This is a genomic window from Amycolatopsis pretoriensis (genome assembly GCF_900107925.1).
GTDB lineage: Bacteria > Actinomycetota > Actinomycetes > Mycobacteriales > Pseudonocardiaceae > Amycolatopsis > Amycolatopsis pretoriensis.
This window is the reverse complement of the sequence record NZ_FNUJ01000004.1, coordinates 823,369-837,672: the sequence shown is the minus strand read 5'-3', so window position 1 is coordinate 837,672 and position 14,304 is coordinate 823,369. Positions and strand designations below refer to the sequence as shown.

Here is a 14,304-nt window from a genome sequence, read left to right as displayed (position 1 = left end):
CCCCTCCACCGCCTCGCCGGCGACCACCACATCAGCATCGCCACCACCTACCGCTACCTGCACGAAGCCATCACCGCCCTCGCCGCCTGCGCCCCCGACCTGCAGCAGGTCCTCACCGACCGCCGGGCCGCCGGCGACACCCACGTCATCCTCGACGGCACCCTCATCCCCTGCGACCGGGTCGCGGCCACCACGATCAAAACCAAAGGCACGAACCGGGGAGCCACGGTGCATCTGTGGTACTCCGGCAAACACCGCAGCTTCGGCGGGAACATCCAGTTCCTGGCCACCGCCGACGGGTTCCCGCTCTGGGTCTCCCCAGTGCTGCCCGGCTCCCGCAACGATCTCTCCGCCGCCCGCGACCTGGGCATCACCGGCGCGTTGACCGCCGCCGCAGCCGCAGGCCTGCCGACCCTGGCCGACAAGGCCTACCACGCAGCCGGCATCGGCATCCGCACACCGGTCAAGAAAACCGCAGGTCAACCGCTTCTCGGCCCCCGGCAACGGGTCTACAACCTGCTGCAATCCCGGGCACGGGCCCTCGGCGAACGCGCTATGGCCATCCTCAAAACCCGCTGGTCAGCCCTGCACCGCATCAGCCTCTGCCCGAAACGCATCGGCGCGATCGTCCAAGCAGCCCTCGTCCTGACCCACCACGAACACCAGGGGCGCTACTGAGAAAACCTCATTGGGGCGCTTGGGCCTAGGAGCCGGCGACCGGGGTCCCGCCGCCGCGGACGTGCGTCGGCGGGCCCTCGACTCCGCAGTGGTAGCACTCGCCCAGGTGGGGGCACTCGTCGTCCGAGGGTGCGGCCGGTGTCGGGGGCTCGAGCACGCCGTTGTGGATGCCCAGCGCGATCAGCCCGCCCGCGATCGCCAGCGCCGCGCAGATGACCAGCGCCGTCCGCCAGCCCGCCGTGAGCGCCACCGGGTCCGCGTACGCCTCGCCCGTCAACCCGGCCGCCGCCGGCAGCACCGCCACCGCCAAGAGCCCGCCCGACCGCGCGATCGCGTTGTTGACTCCCGACGCGACCCCGGCGTAGCGGTCCGGCGCCGCCGCGAGCACCGTCGCGGTCACCGGGGCCACCACCGTCGCCAGGCCCAGGCCGAACACCACGACCGCGGGCAGCACCGCGCCGAGATAGGACGCGCCGGGTGCGATGCGCAGCATCAGCAGCATCCCGACGCCGACGACGATCGGCCCGACGACCAGCTGCGTCCGCGGTCCGATGCGCTGGGCCAGCGCCCCCGAGCGGCCCGACAGCAGCAGCATGACCACCGTGAGCGGCAGCCCGGCCAGGCCGGCCGCGGTCGGCGAGTAGTGCAGCGACACCTGCAGCTGCATGACCAGCAGCATCATCACGCCGCCGAGCGCCGCGTACATGGCGAACGTCAGCGCGTTGGCCAGGGTGAACGTGCGGTCGCGGAACAGCGACGGTGGCACCAGCGGCTCGCGCGCGCGGTGCTGGACGACGACGAACGCGGTCAGCCCGGCGATCCCCAGCAGGCCCGCGACCAGCACGATCGGGTCGCCGATGCCTCGCCCGGGCGCCTCCACCAGCGCGCCGGTGACGCCGGCGAGGCCGATCGCGCCGAGGGCCGCGGCGCCGAAGTCCGGGCGCCCGGTCGCGTCCGGGTCGCGCGACTCGGGGACGAACTTGCGGGCCATCAGCACGACGACGATGGCGATCGGCACGTTGATCATGAACGCCAGGCGCCACGACCAGACCTGGACGAGGAAGCCGCCGAGCAGCGGGCCGGCGGCCGCGGCGATGCCGCCGAGGCCGGACCAGGCGCCGATCGCGCGGGCGCGGGCGTCGTGCGCGAAGGACGACTGGAGGATGGCGAGCGACCCGGGCGTCAGCAGCGCGCCGCCGACGCCCTGCAGGATCCGCATCGCGACCAGCATCTCGGTGGACACGGCGGCGGCGCACAGCCCGGAGGCGACGCCGAACCAGACGACGCCGATCAGGTACATGCGGCGCCGGCCGTACCGGTCGCCGAGCGAGCCGGCGACCAGGATGAGCGCGGCGAGCGCCAGCATGTAGCCGTCGAGGATCCACTGGAGGCCGGCGACGGAGGCGTTCAGCTCGGCGCCGATGCGGGGCAGGGCGACGTTGACGATGGTGCCGTCGAGCATCGCCATGCCCGAACCGAGGATGGTGGTGGCCAGCACGCCGCGCGCGGCGTGGGTGCCCCACCTGATCCCGGTGTCTTCCGTGGCGGTCACGGCATCAGCGTAGTGACGAACTTGTAGCGGTCGCCGCGGTAGACCGAGCGGGCGTACTCGACGGGCTTGCCGTCCGTGGCGAACGAGTGCCGGGTCAGCCGCAGCACCGGCATGCCGACGTCGGCGCCGAGCATCTCCGCCTCTTCCGGCCCGGCGAGCGAGGTCTCGATCGACTCCTCGGCGCGTTCGAGTTCGACGCCGTAGTGCTCGCGTAGAACGGCGTACAACGAACCGCCCGCCGAGACGTGCTTGCGCAGCCCGCGGAATCGGCCGGCGGGCAGGTGCGAAGTTTCCAGGGCCATCGGCTGCGAGTCCGCCAGTCGAAGCCGTCGAAGGCGAAGAATTTTCGCACCAGTACGGATTCCGAGCAGTTTCGCGAGGTCGCCCTCGGCCGGCAGCTCCTCGAGTTCGAGCAGCTTCGACGACGGCTTCAGGCCCTGCCGGCGCATGTCCTCGGTGTAGGACGACAACTGCAGCCGCTGCGCGAGCTTCGGCTCGGCCGCGAAGGTGCCCTTGCCCTGCACGCGGTGCAGGCGGCCTTCGGCGGTGAGGTCGGCCAGCGCCTGGCGCACGGTGGTGCGGGAGACCGTGAACTCCCCGGCGAGCGCGCGTTCGGTCGGGATCGGCGACCCGGGCGGCAGCACGTCCAGGAGGTCGAGGAGGTGCTGCTTCAGCGCCCAGTACTTGGGCTCGCGCTGCCCGCGCATCCCGGCGACGGCGCTCGCCTCGCCCGTGGTGGTGGTCTCCAACATGCCCGACTCCCTATGTCTTCCCTCATCGCACGCCACGTCCCCGTAAGAAACGTACCCTTTTCCCCAAACGCGCCGCCCCACTAACATTGGTCTAGACCTGACCGACGCCGCCTGAGTCCGGTACATAATGCCGGAGGTGGAGAGGAAAATGATGACCGAACAACGGCCCGGCGAGCACATGGCCGCGGAGATCGCCCAGCAGCCGGAGGTCCTGGCGGGACTGGTGGAGCGTCAGGCGGAAATCGCGGAGGTGGCGGAAAAGATCTCACAGAGGCCGCCGCGCTTCGCTTTGCTCGCCGCGCGTGGATCGAGTGACCACGCAGCGTTGTATGCGAAGTACCTGATCGAGGTACTGCTCGGCCTTCCGGCTGGTCTTGTCTCCCCGTCCACGGCGACGCTGTACGGCGCGCGGCCCGATCTGCGGGACGTGCTGTTCGTCACGGTCAGCCAGAGCGGTGGTTCGCCCGACCTGATCGAGGTCACCGAGTCGGCGCGGCGCCAGGGCGCGCTGACGGTGTCCGTCACCAACACGCCCGAGTCGCCGCTGCGGGCGGCGTCCGAACTCGGCGTCGACATCGGCGCCGGCGTCGAGAAGGCCGTCGCCGCGACCAAGACGTACTCGGCGACGCTGATGGCGCTCTACCTGCTCATCGACGCCGTCCGCGGCGGCAAGGCGGCCGACGCCGAGAAGATCGGCGAGCTGGCGAGCCAAACCCTGGACGGCGCCGCCGAGGGCGTCCAGCGCGCGGTCGACCGGTACCGCTTCGTGGACCGCGTCCTCACCACCGGCCGCGGCTACTCCTACGCCACCGCGCTCGAAGGCTCGCTCAAGCTCGCGGAGACCAGCTACCTCGCCGCCCGCGCGTACAGCGGCGCGGACCTGCTGCACGGCCCGGTCGCGGCGGTCGACGGCGAGACCGCCGTCCTCGCGGTGACCAGCCGGGGTCAGGGCGGGCAGGCCATGCACGAGGTCCTCGACGCCGTCGGCAAGCGCGGCGCGGACGTGCTCGCGGTCGGCTCGGCCGCGTCCCAGGTGCCGGCGGCGCTGCGCATCGACGTCGCGCCGACGGTCGAAGAGCTCGCGCCGATCCTGGAGATCCTGCCGATCCAGCGGATCGCGCTCGGCCTGTCGCTCGCCCGCGGCGGCGACCCGGACAGCCCGCGCGGCCTGCTGAAGGTGACCAAGACGAGGTGAGCTTCGCGATCGGCGTCGACGCCGGCGGAACGTCGACCAGGGCCGCACTGGTCGACGCCGCCGGCGCGGTGCTGGGCACCGGCCGCGGCGACGGCGCCAACCCCAATTCGCACGCGCCCGACGTCGCCGCGGGCCGGATCGCCGACGCGATCACCGCGGCGCTGGGCTCCCGCGACCCCGGCGACGTGCGCGCCTGCGTCGTCGGCATGGCGGGTGTCAGCAAGCTCAGCGACGTGCGCGTGGCGGCGGTGTTCGACGCGGCCTGGACGCGAATCGGGCTCACGAACGTCCGAGTGGTCGCCGACGCGGAAGTGGCGTACGCGTCCGCGACTTCGGCGCCGGACGGCACGGTGCTCGTCGCCGGCACCGGTTCCATCGCGGGCCGGATCCGCAAGCGGCGGCTGGCCGGCACCGCGGGCGGCTACGGCTGGCTGCTCGGTGACGAAGGGTCGGCGTTCTGGCTCGGCCGCGAAGCCGTCCGATCCACTTTGGAGGCTCTCGGCCGCGGGTTGCCCCTCGACGGGCTGCCTTCGGCGGTGCTCGCCGCCGCGCTCGGACCGTCCGGTTTGGACGTCCGGACGGACGCCGAGCGGCTCGCCGCGTCCCGCGCGTTGATCACGGCGGCCAACGCCGAGGCACCGGTCCGGCTCGCCCGGTTCGCCCCGTTGGTGAGCGCGGCGCACGACGCGGGCGAGCCCGCCGCGCGCGCGATCGTCACCCGTGCGGCCGAACTCCTCGTCGCCAACACGCTCGCCGCGCGCGAGCCCGGCGAGTCGACACCGGTCGTGCTCGTGGGTTCGGTGCTCACCGGACAAAGCCCGATCGGCGGCCTCGTGCGCCGTGGTCTGTCCGGGCTCGAGGTGCTGACCAGCTCCGACGGGGTGCTCGGGGCGGCCTGGCTCGCCGCCGTGGACGCGTTCGGCGAAGGGGTGGTTAGACCAGTATTTCCCCAGACCGGGCAATTCCCTTGCCAGGAACACGTCAAAACGTCGACTGAACCCGGGTTTTCCGGGTAACGTAGGCAGTGGCCCCCGGACCCTCCCCCCTCGCCGGGGGCCGCCTTATGTCCGGGGTACGTCTTCCCCGCCGGTTTCGGGGGCCAAGCGCAGCCCCGGGTGCTCCGGCGGCAGGGCCCGGTAGAGCACCCAGCCGCTCACCGCGACGGTCAGCGCGACCAGGGGCCACGACAGCACCGTGCGGGCCACGCCGAGCGCGATCACCTGGCCGGACCACCACAGCAGGCCGTAGACGACCACGCGCAGCGTGTACTGGCCGAACACCCACACCCAGCTGGCGCGCGAGTACGCCTTCAGCAGCACGGGGTCGTGGCGCCAGCGCGTCTTCTGGCCGAGCACCAGGCCCACGACGACGCCGAGCAGCGGCCAGCGGACGACGATGCTGGCCGCCCAGAGCAGCGCGCTGGCCACATTGGACATCAGCTGCAGCAGGAAGAAGTCCTGGGCGCGGCCGGTGTGCAGGGCGATCAGCGCGGCCGCGATGACGGCGGCGAGGCTGACGACCAGCGCCCGCACCTTCCCGCCGCGCGCGACCCGGTAGGCACCGAGCGCGACGGCGACCACGACGGCGGCACCGGCACCCCAGGCGATGGACTGCCCGGCCGCGAGCCAGCCGGCGACGAAGCCGACGGGCGGCATGCTGGCGTCGAGCGCACCTCGGCGGCCGCCGAGGATCTGCGCGAGCGACTCACGGGGTTCTGCGGACACTCCTCCAGCGTGCCGGATCGCGTCGCGAAGGCTCCAAGCAGGGAGATCTTCGCCACACCGGGCGGGGTAATGGCCTCCGAGTGTGCTGTCTCACGGCATGCGGAAGGTGAAGACTACGTAATAGAGAGGCGGAGAAGACCGACAAGATAAGACACTGTTACCACAGGCTGAACGCGGGCAGGGGGTCCCGATGGTTAGTTGGGGTGTACAACTACATGTCGGGGAGTCGGTCGCAGGACGGGAAGGGGACCCAACGTGTACGGATTCGACAGCTATGTGGCGATCGGGGACAGCTTCACCGAAGGGCTCAACGACGAGCTCCCGGACGGCTCGTTCCGCGGCTGGGCCGACCGGCTCGCGGAGATCCTGGCGGCCGGGCGGCCCGACTTCCGGTACGCGAACCTGTCCCTGCGCGGCAAGATGCTCGACGAGATCATGGACGAGCAGCTCCCGATCGCGTTGGAGCTGAAGCCCGACCTGGTCACGCTCTGCGCGGGCGGCAACGACATCATCGTCCCGGGGGCGGACGTGGACGCGGTGGCCGCCCGCTTCGAGGAAGGCGTGGCGAAGCTGCGCGCGGCGGGCATCCCGGTGCTGATCTTCAACGGCCCGGACACGAAGGTTTTGTCCGTGATGTCGGTCTTGCGCGGCAAGGTGGCGATCTACAACACCCACTTGTGGGCGATCGCGGAGCGCCACGGAGCCCGCATGGTGGACCTGTGGACGATGGGGCCACTGCACGACCGCCGAGCGTGGAGCGACGACCGGCTGCACTTCTCACCGGAGGCCCACCGCCGGATCGCGATGAAGTCGGCGGAGGTGCTGGGGATCCCCCTCGAGGGCGACTGGCGCGAGCCGTGGCCTTTGGAGGCGGCGCCGTACCGGTGGATCGACTCGCGGCGGTCGGATTTGACGTGGACGAAGGTGCATCTGCTGCCTTGGATCCGGCGGCAGCTGCGGGGGCAGTCGATGGGGGATGGGTTGTCGCCGAAGCGGCCGCAGCTGGCGCCGCTCTTGCCGTTGGATGTGCTTGAGGTTCCGGACAACGCTCAGGCTCGGCAGCAGGCCAGCTGAGGGGGTCTTTCGTTCGCGGGGCCGCTGCCGGCGGGGGTCGGTGGCGGCCTTCGCACGTTCTTGGTCGCTGCCGGGGGCTCCGGTGGCGGCCTTCAGCGTTCTTGGCCGGGTGTTGCTCGGCCCAATGACCTTCGCGCGTTCTGGCCGGTGCCGCTCGGCTCGATGCCCGGGTTCGCGGCTGCTGCCTCGCGTGTCTTGAATGAGTCATTCAGGTCGTCGGAGGTCCTGAATGACTCATTCAGGACCTGGCGAGGCCACTGCGGGGGATCTCGGCGCCCCACAGACATTCCCCGCCGCGCCCAGGGGGGCGTCCCCGAGTCCATTCTATCGGCCCCTCCCGACACACCGTGCTCAACCGATCACCGCGCCCCGAGTTGTCCACATGTCGACTTGCCTGGGGACAACTTGTGGAAGACCACCCTTCCCCGGGTCGCCAACCCGCCCCACCCGGCTTACAGTCCCCTTATGTCCGGTGGTCGTCGCTGGATCCTCGTGGTCCCGATCGCGGTGCTGGTCACCGCCTTGCTGGCGGGGGTCGTCACCTGGGCCCAAGCCGGGAACATCCAGCGTGACCTCACCGCCGACGCCCAAGCTGCCCTGACGCAAGCCGGCCTCGGAAAAGGCTCCGTTACCTTCGACGGCCGCGACGCCACCCTCAGCGGCTTCCCGCCCGACCAAGCCCTGCGGGCCCTCGAAGTCGTCCAGAACGTCGATGGCGTGCGGGCCGCCCAGCTCCAAGGCGACGTCGTCCCGGTGGCCCCGAGCACGAGCACGCCGCCGCCCACCAGCGCGCCGGCTCCGACCACCACCGCGCCGCCCACCACCAGCGCCACCGCTCCGCCGCCGCCCACCGACAAGGCCGGCGTCCAAGCCGAGATCGACCGCATGCTCGCCGAAGCGCCGATCACCTTCGAACCCGACAGCGCCCGGCTCACCCCCGATGGCGAACAAGCCGCCCGGGCCGTCGCCGTCGCGCTCGCCAAGTCGCCCGACACCTTCCGGTACCGCGTCACCGGGCACGCCGCCCGCGGGACCGGCAGTGCGAGCGGCGCCCTCAAGCTCTCCCGGGACCGCGCCAGGGCCGTCACGCGGATCCTCACCACCAACGGGCTGACGACCAAGCGCGTGACCTACCGCGGGCTGGGCGACACACGCCCGGCGGGCGGCGAAGAAGACCGGCGCGTCGAAATCACCGTCGTTTGAAGGGGTGAGTGAGCAGATGGTGTGGCTGTTCGGGCAGATCTGGCTGTGGCTGATCGTCGCCTTCGCCCTCGGCGCGCTCACCTCGTGGCTCGTCCTGCGCACCGCCCAGCGCCCGAAACCGCACCCCGAGACCGACCCCGTCCCGGTGGTCGAGGACCACTACGAAGAGCCCGCCGAGCAGACCCAGTTCATCCCCGCCGCGTGGATGCAGCCCGGCACCGAACGGCCCCACGACGTCCACGAGGACGACGAGCCCGAGCCCGTCGGCCACCGCGAGGGCCACCTGCCGCTGCCGCCGCAGCGCGGGGCGCAGGCCGAAGACTGGCCGACCGAGGAAGAACCCGCCTGGCCCGAGTCCGAAGAGGCCACCCCGCAGTGGCCGCAGCAGCCTGGGCGCGGTGGCTGACACCCATCCTGGTAAGTTCGGCTACGCACTGTGAGCGAGGGCTGAGAAGGGGGTGGCGTGGCGCTCCCCCATTGGACGCCCCAGCTGGTTCTGCCGCCGGGCCGCCACGCCTGCGACCTCGCCGACGTCTACGAACGCCTGGTCTTCGACGCCCCGCACCAGAACGAGCGCGAGATCCTCTTCAGCGCCCTCAACAGCTACCTCGGCGTGGCCCGGCGGATCATGCCGTCCGGCCGGGCCTGGATCGGCGGCGAGCTCATCACGCGCGGCGCGCACCCGCCGCAGAGCCTCGACGTCGTCCTCATCCCGGACGAGTGGGGCGCCCTGAAGCGGCTCGACGACGCCGGCCGGTCGGCGCTGTACGGCCTGCTCACCCTGCGCGGCGTGATCGTCGGGCAGCCGGCGATGTACCTGGATCAGGTGCAACCGGTCGGGGGCATGCTGGACGGCTTCCTCTGCCGTCCCGGCGACGAGGACGTCTGGGCCGAGGTCTGGGCCGAAGGCGGCAGGGGCTACCCGGAGATGATCTGGTGAGGAACGAGTTCCGGCGCATCGCCGACGAGATCCCGGGCGGCACGTGGCTCGACGACCTGGCGCGCGCCTCGGCGATGGCCGCGAACGCCAAGTTCGAGCGGACGTCCCGGTCGCCGCTGCTGCACGTCTCGGTGATCGGCGAGCAGACCATCGACGCCTACACCTTCTCCGACATCAGCCGCGCGCTGCAGGACGCGACGGCCAAGATCGGGCACATCATCCGGAACCCCTCCGGCGAGGTCACCCAGGTCCAGCAGGCCGACCGCGACAAGGCGCCGCTGATCCAGCGCGGCCAGGCGGGCAACGCGATCTTCTTCGGCTTCCCGGAACCGGTGGCCGAAGACGCGCTGATCGTCGACGGCATCGAGACGCTGTCCGAACGCGCCGTCAAGGAGCTCTGCGACTTCCTGCCCGCCAACGGCTCGGACGACGGCGCGCTCGACGCCGTGCTGCTGCAGCGCGACACGGTCCGCAACGCCGTGAGCGACATCGTGAACGCCGTCGCGAAGAACGCCGGCATCGGGATGGCGCTGACGCCGACGGCGGGCGAGCAGGTCACCCGCAGCATGACCACCGAGCAGGCGCGGATCCTGCAGGGCAGCCTCCGGGAGTCGCGCGAGGCGGTCGGCTACGAGACCGTGCGCGGCCGGCTCGACGGCGTCCGCACGCGGCGCCGAATTTTCTACCTCGACCGCGAGCCGGGCGGGACGATCCAGGGCGCGGTGGCGCCGGACCTGCTCGACCAGATCAAGGAGAACCTCGACCGCCCGGTGACCGCCCGGCTGCGCGTCGTGCGCACGACGACGATCGACGGGCGGCGCGGCCGGCCCGTTTTCGAGCTCCTCGAAATCACCCCCGAAGTGAGCCTTTTCGACTGAAAAGTCCAGGTTGCGACTTTCGTCTTGAACACCGGAACCGACGGTCGTCGTAGGCCGTCCGGCCACGAAAACAGTGGGAACCCCGATATTCTCCCCATTGATCACCTGGCCACACCCTGCGCGAGATGTCAGGAAATACCGGTACTTCGCGCGAAATGGTGGGACAATGACTTTTTCCAGAATGTAACAATTTCGTTCGCGGGCACTCTTATGGGTTAACGTCGTCGCACTCCCACCCGAAGGGGCCCGCATGATGACCGACCCGCAGTACCCGCCGCCGACCGCCGCGCGCCACGGACGGCCCGCGCCACCGGTGACGGCCACGGAGCGTCGTCAGGCCAACGCGAAACCCGGGCGGAACATCCTGGCCATCGTCGGCCTGCTGCTGGGCGTGGCCGCCCTCGTCGTCACGTTCGTCCCGGACGTCGAGTTCGTCGCGTGGCCGCTGGCCGGGATCGGGCTCGTGCTGGCGATCGCCGGACTGGTCCAGGTCAAGAAGGGCACCGTGGGCGACCGCGGGCTCGCGATCACCGCGCTGGTGGCCACGATCGCCGCGCTGCTGACGGCGGCCGGGATGCTGCTGTACTCGACCTTCCTCAGCGGCGGCGAGTCCGGGCTGCACATGCCCGCGGCGAGCGGGGACAAGCACACCGTGACGTTCCAGGTGACCTCCGCCGGCGGCGCGACCGTCCGCTACGGCAGCCTGTCGGACCAGCGCACGGAGAACGCGCCGGCGAGCACCGACGCCTGGGAGGGCGGGGCGTCCTACAACAATGGTTCGTACCTGTTGACGCTGACCGCCGACACGCGCAATTCGAACATGACCAACGAAATCAGCTGCGCCATTCTCGTCGACGGCAAGAAGGTCGCGGAAAACAGCGGGACGACGATCGCGCTCTGCACGGCGAACGTGAGCTGAGGCGAGCCTGGCGACCGGCCGGCCTACCCCCAAGTCGGCCGGCCGGGCCGCCACGAGCCGCTCCTGGCGGCTCCCGGCCCCGGCGGGGTTTTCCCGCAGGGGCCCGGCACCGGCGTCTCAGCCTGCCCCTCCCCTAGGGCTCAGCCGGCACTGCCGAACCTACGCGGACGCCGCCCGGGGGCACTAAGAATCCACTAAGGATTCACGAGGATGCCGTGGGCCGTGATCCATTCGCAACTCTCTTCACGAAAGTCGATCTCCGGCGCGGAGTTGTCGCGGAAAGCCCTCACTGGAGTTCGGCGAGTTCGCTCCGCACCTCTCCGACGAGCTTCGGGTGGACCCGTTCGTAAATGCGCACCGACAACGCGAGCTGCTCTCGCGCGCCGTCGAGATCGCCCCGGGCCCGCAGCACCCGCCCCAGCGTCAGCCGCAAGGCGCCCTCGCGGGCCACGAACTCCCGGCTGATCGCGAGGTCGATCGCCTCCCAGACGTGCCGCTCCGCCGCCTCCAGGTCGCCGGCGCGCAGGCTCAGGTCGGCCAGCTTGTCCAGCGCCACCACGACCCGGTCGTCGTCGCCGAGCGAGCGGTCGATCGCCAGCCCGGCGAGCTGGTGGGCGACCGCCTCGGCCAGCCGGCCCGCCCGCTTCTCCGCCTGCGCGCAGCTGCTGAGCGCCTGGCCGCGCAGCGTGACGTCCGGGGCCTCGGCGATCGCCTTCGCCAGGCGGTCGATCGCCTTCTGGTGCTCGCCGCGCCGGCTCAGCGCGCGTCCCAGGTGCAGGTCGGCCGAGGTGACCAGGCTCGGGTCCGACACCCGCGCGGACAGTTCCGACGCCCGTTCGGCGTCCGCGAACCCGTGGCCCGGCAGCTCGAACACCAGCGCGATCTCGCACCGCGCGAGCCGCAGCCAGCACTGGCCCTCGACGTCGCCCGCCGCTTCCGCGGCCGCGACCCCCAGGTCGGCCATCCGCGTCCACTCGTCCAGCAACGGGCACACCACGCGGTAGGTGTGGCCCAGGAGCGCGAGCCGCCAGACGTCGTCGTGGCGGCCGGCCGCGTACGCGGCGTCGAGGGCCGCGAGGAGGTTCGGCCACTCGGCCGCGAACCACTCCTGCGCCTCGCCGAAGCCGGTCAGCGGCGGCATCGCCTCCTCGGCGAGCACGCCGGTGAAGTCCAGCGGGTCGGCCACGTGCCCCAGCCGGCGCCGCGCGCGGTCGGCCACCGCCTGGTAGTAGCGGACCGTCCAGCCGAGCGCCTCGTCGCGTTCCTTCTCGCCCAGCTCCTGTTCCGCGAGCTCGCGCAGGTAGAGCCAGACGAGGTCGTGCGGCACGAAGACGTCCCGGGCGGTTTCCTCGATGAGGTTGTGCGCGGCCAGCGCGCGCAGCCGCCGCCGGGCCTCGGCGACCGGGATCTGCGCGGCCGCGGCCATCAGGTGCGGCCCGACCATCACCCCGGGCACGGCGCCCAGCTGCAGGAACGTCTCGGCGATCTCGCCCGGCAGACCGCGGAAGGAGACGTCGAACGCGGCGCGCACGCCGTCGTCGGCGCCTTCGACCTGCAGTCCCGCCAGCCGGGTGCGTTCGTTGCCCAGCTCGTCGACCAGCTCCTCCGCGGTCCGCTGCGCGCTCGCCGAGAGCCGCGCGCCCGCGATCCGCAGGGCGAGCGGGAGGTAGCCGCACAGGCGCGCCAGCGCGTGGTTGAGCACGGCCGGGCCGGCGAGCTCCTCGATGAGCCGCACGGCGTCGTCGGGCGCGAGCGTGCCGAGGACGCGCTGCTTGGCCGCGTTCGACACGGCGAGCCCGTCCAGGCGCGACCGGCTCGTCACGACGGTCATCGTCCGCGCGCTCGGCGGCAGCAGCGGACGCACCTGCTCGGCGGCCCGGGCGTCGTCCAGCAGCACGAGCATCCGCCGCCCGGCGATCAGCGACCGGTAGAGCGCGACGCGTTCGTGGAGCAGCTCGGGGATCTTCGCGGTCTCGACGCCGAGGCCGAGCAGGAACTGCGTGAGCAGTTCGGCCGGCTCCAGCGGCGAGTGGTGCGGGTCGAAGCCGCGCAGCGACGCGAACAGCACGCCGTCCGGGAAGCGCGGCGCGACGCGGTGCGCCCACCACACGACCAGCGTGCTCTTGCCGACCCCGGCGGTCCCGGTGACGACGGCGATCGTCGTCTCGCCCGCTTCGGCGCGGGTGACCAGGCCGTCGAGCCAGGCGAGCTCGTCGGCGCGCCCGGCCAGGCTCGGCACCGCTGCGGGCAGCTGCGACACCGGCTGCCCCCGCTCGTCGCCCGAGCTTTCACGTGAAAGCTCGGCCCGCAGGTGGGAGCTTTCACGTGAAAGCTCCGGGAGGGTGTCGTTCAGGACGCGCTCGTGCAGCCAGCGCAGCTCGGCGCCGGGCTCGACACCCAGGGTGCGCAGCGTGGCGCGCGAGACGGTCCGGTACAGCTCGAGCGCGTCCCCGCGCCGCCCGGCGTGGTACAGCGCCCGCATGAGCTGGCCGGCGGTCCGCTCGGCGAGCGGGTCGGCGCGGACGATCGGGCTCAGCTCGACGATCAGCTCGGCGTGCCGGCCGAGGTCGAGGTCGGCGTCGACGCGGGCGCCGTGCACGGCCAGGCGCAGGTCCTCCAGCTCGGGCGCCCGCAGCGAGTCCGGCACGCCGCCCAGCGCCGGGCCCTGCCAGAGCGCGAGCGCTTCGGCCAGCAGCGCGGCGGCGGTCTCCGGGCCGGCGAGGGACGCGCGGTCCAGCAGGCTGCGCGCCCGGTGGACGTCGACGCGCTCGGGCTCGACCGCCAGCAGGTAGCCCGGCGGGGCGGTCAGGATGCTCGGGCCGTCGACGTCACGCAGGATCCGCCGCAGGTGGGAGACGTTGCCGTGGACGATGGTCCGCGCGCTGGCCGGCGGGTCGTGGCCCCAGAGGGCGTCGATGATCTCGTCGAGCCCGACGACCTTGCCGGGCTTGAGCGCGAGCAGGGCGAGCAGGCCGCGGACGCCGGGACCGCCGATCGGGACGGCGACGTCACCGGCGAAGAGCTGGACGGGCCCGAGCAGCTGGAACCGGCATTCGGCCATGCTCGCGCCCACCTCCCCGGGGGTCCACGGTCGGTTCGGCGTCTCCCTCGCCGGAAATCAACCTACCGTGGTCACCGGCTGTCGAGCGGGGCCGGTACCAGGAGTTTTGGGCTTTCTGCGAATTCCGTAGCGGTCAGCGGGAAGCGGTGCGACATCCACCGGCGGACATGACACGACCCCCTACCGGCGGTCCCGATCCGCTGGTAGGGGGTCGTGGTGAAGCCTCCGGCCGGGCCGTCAGGGGGCACGGTCCGCCCGTCGTCTTCCCAGGCGACCGGGCGGGTGAGCTCACCCCGAGCGAAGCACCCGCCGATCGTCCGCGAAGACG

13 protein-coding genes are annotated in these 14,304 nt (G+C 72.0%); 9 read left to right on the top strand and 4 right to left on the bottom strand.

The window, feature by feature from the left end; translation table 11 throughout:
* Nucleotides 1-678, top strand: a 678-nt coding sequence (locus tag BLV96_RS21615; RefSeq protein WP_091389405.1) for a transposase family protein, incomplete at its 5' end; no start/stop codon positions are given.
* A 25-nt stretch (nucleotides 679-703) separates the two neighbouring features.
* Here BLV96_RS21615 and BLV96_RS21610 read toward each other — a convergent pair.
* A complete protein-coding gene (locus BLV96_RS21610; protein WP_086678868.1) occupies nucleotides 704-2,230 on the bottom strand; it encodes an MFS transporter in 1,527 nt (508 codons plus the stop codon).
* A complete protein-coding gene (locus BLV96_RS21605; RefSeq protein WP_086678867.1) occupies nucleotides 2,227-2,982 on the bottom strand; it encodes a GntR family transcriptional regulator in 756 nt (251 codons plus the stop codon). The genes BLV96_RS21610 and BLV96_RS21605 overlap by 4 nt, the downstream gene beginning before the upstream one ends.
* Nucleotides 2,983-3,130: 148 nt before the next feature.
* Here BLV96_RS21605 and BLV96_RS21600 point away from each other — a divergent pair, with 148 nt between their 5' ends.
* Nucleotides 3,131-4,177, top strand: a complete 1,047-nt coding sequence (locus tag BLV96_RS21600) for an SIS domain-containing protein (protein ID WP_086678866.1) — start codon at nucleotides 3,131-3,133, stop codon at nucleotides 4,175-4,177.
* Nucleotides 4,174-5,193 (top strand): N-acetylglucosamine kinase, encoded by a 1,020-nt coding sequence (locus BLV96_RS21595; RefSeq protein ID WP_086678865.1) that lies wholly within the window; start codon nucleotides 4,174-4,176, stop codon nucleotides 5,191-5,193. Before BLV96_RS21600 ends, BLV96_RS21595 begins: the two co-directional genes overlap by 4 nt.
* Before the next feature lie 45 nt (nucleotides 5,194-5,238).
* Here BLV96_RS21595 and BLV96_RS21590 read toward each other — a convergent pair whose 3' ends face one another.
* Nucleotides 5,239-5,901, bottom strand: coding sequence for a DUF3159 domain-containing protein (locus BLV96_RS21590; RefSeq protein ID WP_086678864.1), 663 nt, complete (start codon nucleotides 5,899-5,901; stop codon nucleotides 5,239-5,241).
* Nucleotides 5,902-6,156: 255 nt separating this feature from the next.
* Here BLV96_RS21590 and BLV96_RS21585 point away from each other — a divergent pair, with 255 nt between their 5' ends.
* From BLV96_RS21585 to BLV96_RS21560, 6 genes are all read left to right on the top strand, one after another.
* Nucleotides 6,157-6,975: an SGNH/GDSL hydrolase family protein gene (locus BLV96_RS21585; RefSeq protein ID WP_086678863.1), complete on the top strand. Its 819-nt coding sequence runs from the start codon at nucleotides 6,157-6,159 to the stop codon at nucleotides 6,973-6,975.
* 465 nt (nucleotides 6,976-7,440) lie between these two features.
* On the top strand, nucleotides 7,441-8,178 hold the full coding sequence (locus BLV96_RS21580) for an OmpA family protein (protein ID WP_244180377.1): 738 nt from the start codon (nucleotides 7,441-7,443) through the stop codon (nucleotides 8,176-8,178).
* Nucleotides 8,179-8,182: 4 nt separating this feature from the next.
* Complete coding sequence (locus BLV96_RS21575) at nucleotides 8,183-8,584, top strand: cytochrome c biogenesis protein CcdC (protein WP_244180375.1); 402 nt, start codon at nucleotides 8,183-8,185, stop codon at nucleotides 8,582-8,584.
* A 57-nt stretch (nucleotides 8,585-8,641) separates the two neighbouring features.
* A complete protein-coding gene (locus BLV96_RS21570; RefSeq protein WP_086678860.1) occupies nucleotides 8,642-9,118 on the top strand; it encodes a DUF6932 family protein in 477 nt (158 codons plus the stop codon).
* Nucleotides 9,115-9,996: a hypothetical protein gene (locus BLV96_RS21565; RefSeq protein ID WP_086678859.1), complete on the top strand. Its 882-nt coding sequence runs from the start codon at nucleotides 9,115-9,117 to the stop codon at nucleotides 9,994-9,996. The genes BLV96_RS21570 and BLV96_RS21565 overlap by 4 nt, the downstream gene beginning before the upstream one ends.
* Before the next feature lie 250 nt (nucleotides 9,997-10,246).
* Complete coding sequence (locus BLV96_RS21560) at nucleotides 10,247-10,915, top strand: DUF4190 domain-containing protein (protein ID WP_086678858.1); 669 nt, start codon at nucleotides 10,247-10,249, stop codon at nucleotides 10,913-10,915.
* A 286-nt stretch (nucleotides 10,916-11,201) separates the two neighbouring features.
* Here the strand turns inward: BLV96_RS21560 and BLV96_RS21555 are convergent, their stop codons facing one another.
* On the bottom strand, nucleotides 11,202-13,976 hold the full coding sequence (locus BLV96_RS21555) for an AfsR/SARP family transcriptional regulator (protein ID WP_086678871.1): 2,775 nt from the start codon (nucleotides 13,974-13,976) through the stop codon (nucleotides 11,202-11,204).
* Nucleotides 13,977-14,304: the final 328 nt, after the last annotated feature.

Bases quoted from the DNA above. Each gene is read 5' to 3' on its own strand.
- BLV96_RS21605 (WP_086678867.1), bottom strand. From the start codon at position 2,982: ATGTTGGAGACCACCACCACGGGCGAGGCGAGCGCCGTCGCCGGGATG.
- BLV96_RS21580 (WP_244180377.1), top strand. From the start codon at position 7,441: ATGTCCGGTGGTCGTCGCTGGATCCTCGTGGTCCCGATCGCGGTGCTG.
- BLV96_RS21560 (WP_086678858.1), top strand. From the start codon at position 10,247: ATGATGACCGACCCGCAGTACCCGCCGCCGACCGCCGCGCGCCACGGA.
- BLV96_RS21600 (WP_086678866.1), top strand. From the start codon at position 3,131: ATGATGACCGAACAACGGCCCGGCGAGCACATGGCCGCGGAGATCGCC.
- BLV96_RS21555 (WP_086678871.1), bottom strand. From the start codon at position 13,976: ATGGCCGAATGCCGGTTCCAGCTGCTCGGGCCCGTCCAGCTCTTCGCC.